We start from the raw sequence: 3,889 nt of genomic DNA, 5'->3' as shown, positions 1-3,889 counted from the left end.
CGATTCGTAATCGATAGGTCGGAGGTTCGACTCCTCTCGCCGGCACCAAACTTGCTGTCATCGTCGGACCAAGGGGACGATGACAGACCAGAGCCAGGGACAGGTCCGCCCTATTCGGACCATCGGAAGGGCGGTGTGGGTAGCACCGCCCTTCTTTTTTGCGTCCCCCGCTCGAATGTCGAGGCGTACTGCCAGGTGGCACGTACTGACTGGCTACAGGCGGCATGTAGAAGCCACCCGGTCCTTTACTATCCCATATCGGAATCCCCAGTCAAGCAAGGGTTTGCGTGTCTGCGGTGATCCGGCACGCTGACTAGGATCGGCCCGGTTGGGGGAGGTGGTCAACCAACTGGCGCAGCTGCCCCATATCGGGTTCGACGTATTGCATTGTAGTCGATAGGTTGGTGTGTCCCAGCAAGTGTTGCAGCGCGCGAAGCGGTGGGTTCTCCTGGCGCCCCACCTCGGTACCCAGCGTATGCCGCAGACGGTGCGGCGAAATGGGCTGTCCCAATACCTCGCTCAGCTTCCGGAAGAAGCCGCTGACCTGCTCCACGCGAATGCCTTTCCCCTGGTAGCGCGCCTCCCCGCGATGCAGGCCCAAGTCGAACACCTGTGCGTGCTCAAGGCCCCGAGGCCCCCTTAGCACGATGGTCCGGTCATAGAGCTCCCGCAATGGCTCAATCAAGGGCGCGGGAATCGGAATGTCCCACTCGCGGTGGGTCTTCGATCCCGCTACCGATAGTCGCAGGATGTTCTGGTTCCAGCACACGTCGCCCCAGGTCAGCGCGGCCAGTTGCCGCCTTCGCATTCCCGTGTAGTAGAAGGTCAGCAGCACCACGAGCCAAAACCAGCGGGGCTCAAGGCACCGATTCTCTGAATCGTCGAGGGCCTCGATCGCCTGATCCAACAGGTCTCGGGAGACGGTCTTGATCCGGCGCTCTTCCGGAGCCGCGTCCACCCGTTCCAGGGGATCATGGCTGATCCATTCCGCATCCATGGCGAAGCGCCACATTGCGCGGAAATGGCGACGGTAGTAGTTCCATGTCGTCGCGCGGGCGCGCTGCAGGACCTGGCTTCGCCATTCCAGCAGCGTCTCACGCTGAATCTCGTCCAGCGTCCTGACGCCCATCTCGTTTTGAAACTGTCGAACAACCTGTTGGTAGCGAATGGCGGTTTCGGGTCGCAAAATCCGCTCGCGCAGATAGATCTGCACCAGGTCGTCAAGGGTGCGGTGGGTTTCCATCGCGGGCATGCCCTCTCCCAGTTAAGGGTACAAGTCACGCCCCTGGCATCGTTCAAATTAGCACACGGTTTCCCTGCCAGGCGCGCGTCCTCACGAATGCGGCGGTGAAACCGCCACTACTCCGTTCGCGATGGAGACGTAACCCACTGGGGGTGAAGGCGGCGTTCTCGAAGGGCTTCACGCTCGATGCGCACGCTGTCGGGGGCCTCGATTCCCAGCCGACTCTTGGAAGGGTCGATCGGGCTTACGCGAATCGGGCCATCCGGGTGGTGGACTAGTACGGCACCGTCTACATCCCAAGCTACCGATGCAACGGGTGAATAGGCCGCAAGCCGAAGTCGTCCTTCGGGGGGGCGGATGGCAACGACAAAGGAATCGTCACCAAGGAAGACTATATCGCCATCTTTCGCTGTCAGTACGAGCATTCCATACTCCTGGTGGAGGTCCGTCGCATCCTTGCGTTCAGCCGCGAGAGCCTTTCTCGCACCGGCGGGATGGTAGCGATGTCCGTGAGGGCTGTCACGCCCGCGTAACTATCCACGCCTAATGGGTGGCCTACCCGTCGTCCGCGCGAGCCAAGTGCGGGTTGGGTGAGGGATTCCAGTCCGGCCCGAAGACCGCGGACATGTCCGGTATCAGCAGTCCATTGATCCGGCCCCCTTGTCGTTCTCCCTGCACCAGGTATCGGTAGATATTGGTGCCTTCCGGGGACTTCGCGTGGACGCCGAGCTTCTGGAATCGCTTCTGGGCGGCACTCCATTCATGTCCTGTAGCCGCCGCGAAATCCCGGAAGATCCTGGGACTCACCAGTAGCACCCCCTCCGGGACGACGTGGACCCGCGCCTCACGCGTGTTGACGAACAGGGATCCGTCTGCAACGCCTCGGCGGATCCACTCCAGACAGGCCGCCCCCGAGTCCTCCGGTAGTGGAGCTTCATGGTCGAGTTCGCCCGGCGATTCTGCCTGTGTATCTGGCGCGGGTGGATCCGCCGGGTGCTCAGCGGGGGTGCCGTCCAGGACATCCTCGAGGCCAGGGGGCAGGGGCAGGCCGTCCACATCGTCGGTCAATGATTCGGCAGCAGCCGCAGGCTCCCCGTTCGCTTGATCCGATCGTTCAGGGGCCTGCCCCTTTATCTGGGTGTTGGCTGCGGGCCCGGCCGCCCCGCGCGCCGTTGGCTTGTTGTTGGAGATTTCACCCTCCTCGGTCGACCCTGCGTCGAACGGCTCCACGGCTCCCTCGAACACAGCAGGCATCGTCTCCGGATCACCCCATACTCGCGTCACCGGGAGTCGGATCAGGGTCAGTTCATGAGCCCACCCGTCCCCGGCTACTCGTGCCTTCCAGATAGCCCGGTCCCCATTGGCTGTCAGCAGCCCGTGTTCCTGGAGAGTGTCGAAGATCCGGTCATTGTTTGACGGGACCCCGGAATGCCCTTCCTCACGGAGCTGCACGCGTAGCGCATCGGCCACGCGCTTCGATACGAGCCAAAGATCCCCTTCCGTGCGCCAGCCGGCCGCCCCGTTGCGGTTTAGCGGTAACGCTTCCTCGATCAACAGGTGACGGAGCGCCGTCAGCAGCTTCTCGTGCAGTGGTTTGCTCGGGGCCGGAAGCCGATCGGGCGATTCGCCACCCAAGTTCCGCGCGACCGATTCCCGGTCGGCCTGCAGGATGATCTGTCCCAGGGCCCCTGCTTCCTCCATCTGGCCGTGGATCGTGCGGATCCACGCCTGCAGCAGTTCCTGGTGTCGACTGATCCAAGCCACGCCCTCTGACGGCAGGATCCAATGCGCCACCAGGCTGGAGACCGGCTCGTGCAGTTTGTGGACGCGTCCATGGCGATACCGCACGGAATACCAGTTCGCATCCGGTCGCTCGGTCATCGGACCGAGCGAGGGCTCCCAATGGCTCAGGCGGCGCCCCGAGACGTCGTACAGGATGATTTCCTGGTCCACGACCGGTTTACCCACGTCGTGAAGCAGGGCGGCGGCAAATACGCCGTAGGACCACGCGTCCGCTTCATGGGAAAGCCGTTCCGGTTCGGCACCGGGCGGTAGGACGTACCCCCTCCGGATCTGCAGGGCCTTGAGTACGACTTCAAGGCCATGGTCCAGCATGCCGCCGCGCCCGGAGTGGTGATGCACCTCAGATGCCGGGGTCTCCTGAACGAACGCGGCGTATCGGTGCAACGCAGACAGGACGTACTGACTGGAGCAGTCCGCTGGCAAGGCCAGCAGGGCGGTGATCTGACGCAGAAGCGCCTGCCGGTGGGGCGGCTGCAGCAGTTGCTCGGCTGTCTGGATTGGAAGGAGGCCTTCGCGGGGCGTGCCAGTCGGCGGTGGTGAGGCAGGCTCTCGACGGCGAAATAGGCGCAGCATAGGCAAGTCTTGTGGGGGCCCAAGTGCATGGTGCTCGGGATCGAAACCGAATTCCGAGGGAATCCCTGAATGGTCGCGCCCTGTTTTTCAGGAATGGGTCGGATACCCTTACGCCACAACAAGCAAAGGGGGACATAGCGATGAGAGGAAGGGAAACTCTCTATTTCGTGGAGGTACGGGGTGCGGCCCGTCTCCCGGTCACCCTGTTCGCCATCGAGGCCAAGGACACTGTGATGGTCGGGCCGCATACGCGAGTTTGTGGCGGGGGAG

Annotated in this window: 2 protein-coding genes; both read right to left on the bottom strand. The window is 63.0% G+C overall.

The window, feature by feature from the left end:
• Positions 1-313: 313 nt before the first annotated feature.
• On the bottom strand, positions 314-1,252 hold the full coding sequence (locus tag F618_RS0114475; protein WP_019569001.1) for a site-specific integrase: 939 nt from the start codon (positions 1,250-1,252) through the stop codon (positions 314-316).
• A gap of 546 nt (positions 1,253-1,798) precedes the next feature.
• Positions 1,799-3,619 carry a MobH family relaxase gene (gene mobH, locus F618_RS0114465; protein WP_019568999.1) on the bottom strand — a complete coding sequence of 607 codons (1,821 nt, stop codon included), beginning with the start codon at positions 3,617-3,619 and terminating at the stop codon, positions 1,799-1,801.
• Positions 3,620-3,889: the final 270 nt, after the last annotated feature.

Origin of the sequence: Thioalkalivibrio sp. ALMg13-2 (genome assembly GCF_000381185.1) — a bacterium.
Lineage (GTDB): Bacteria > Pseudomonadota > Gammaproteobacteria > Ectothiorhodospirales > Ectothiorhodospiraceae > Thioalkalivibrio > Thioalkalivibrio versutus.
The sequence above is the reverse complement of the archived record's forward strand: the minus strand, read 5'-3'. Positions and strand labels throughout refer to the sequence as shown.

What these genes read in the sequence shown, in the direction of transcription:
- mobH (WP_019568999.1), bottom strand. Translation starts at nt 3,619, where the DNA reads ATGCTGCGCCTATTTCGCCGTCGAGAGCCTGCCTCACCACCGCCGACT.
- F618_RS0114475 (WP_019569001.1), bottom strand. Translation starts at nt 1,252, where the DNA reads ATGCCCGCGATGGAAACCCACCGCACCCTTGACGACCTGGTGCAGATC.